Source organism: Kocuria sp. SM24M-10 (assembly GCF_001027955.1).
Taxonomy (GTDB): Bacteria; Actinomycetota; Actinomycetes; order Actinomycetales; family Micrococcaceae; genus Kocuria; species Kocuria oceani.
Map to the genome: position 1 here is coordinate 1 of NZ_LDNX01000161.1, position 887 is coordinate 887.

At 75.0% G+C, this 887-nt stretch carries 2 protein-coding genes; both read right to left on the reverse strand.

What is annotated here, in order from left to right:
• Positions 1–212 (reverse strand): DUF3000 family protein (locus ABL57_RS18950; RefSeq protein WP_047805046.1); only part of this gene is annotated, 212 nt, incomplete at its 3' end.
• Positions 213–276: 64 nt separating this feature from the next.
• Positions 277–711, reverse strand: a complete 435-nt coding sequence (gene msrB, locus ABL57_RS18955) for a peptide-methionine (R)-S-oxide reductase MsrB (RefSeq protein WP_047805047.1) — start codon at positions 709–711, stop codon at positions 277–279.
• Positions 712–887 lie beyond the last annotated feature (176 nt).

The following is an 887-nucleotide window of genomic DNA, read 5'->3' on the forward strand; positions in this document are numbered from 1 at the left end:
GGGAGCGGGGTGCCGGGCTCCGCCGCCGGGCCGGCGGGCGGGGCCGGCGGCTGCCGCACCTCCGCGCGCACCGCGGCCGCGAAGGGGGCCAGGTGCGTGGGCGCGGGGATCTCGGTGAGCTCGATGCCGTTTCGGTACGGGGTGCGGAGCAGGTGCTCCAGGGCCTCCTGGAAGCCCTGGGACACCCCTGAGAGGTCGTTCACGGTGCTCACACTGGAAGGGTAGGCCGTCCGGGCGCCGGCGTGGCCGGTGCCACGCCGCGCGCGGGCCCGCCGGTCACGAGGAGGCGGGGACCAGCCGGACCGAGACGGAGTTGATGCAGTACCGCAGGTCGGTCGGGGTCGGGAAGCCCTCGCCGCCGAAGACGTGGCCCATGTGCGAGTCGCAGGCGGCGCACCGGACCTCCACCCGCTCCATGCCCAGGGCGGTGTCCTTGATGTAGCGGACCCGGTCCTCCGCGAGCGGGGCGTAGAAGGAGGGCCACCCGCAGTGGGCGTCGAACTTCGTCTCCGAGCGGAACAGCTCGGCGCCGCACGCGCGGCAGGTGTACACGCCCTCGGTCTGGGTGTTCCAGTACTCGCCCGTGAAGGGCCGTTCCGTCCCGGCCTCCCGCAGCACGTGGTACTCCTCGGGGGACAGGATCGAGCGCCAGTCCTGCTCGGTCCGGTCGGTGGGCTCGGGGCGGTCGTCGTGCCTGGTGGTCTCGCTCATGGTGTCGTCCTCCGGGATCGGGCGGGCGGGTGGTCGGGCGGGTGGTCCGGCCGGCGGCCCGGGAACCGGAGCACCCGGCAGGGACAACGACGTGCCCCTCCGGGTTATGCCCGCGGCCCCGTGGAAGACTGGTGGCATGCCTCGACGCTTCCGCCCGGCCCCCGCCGCGCCCCCCG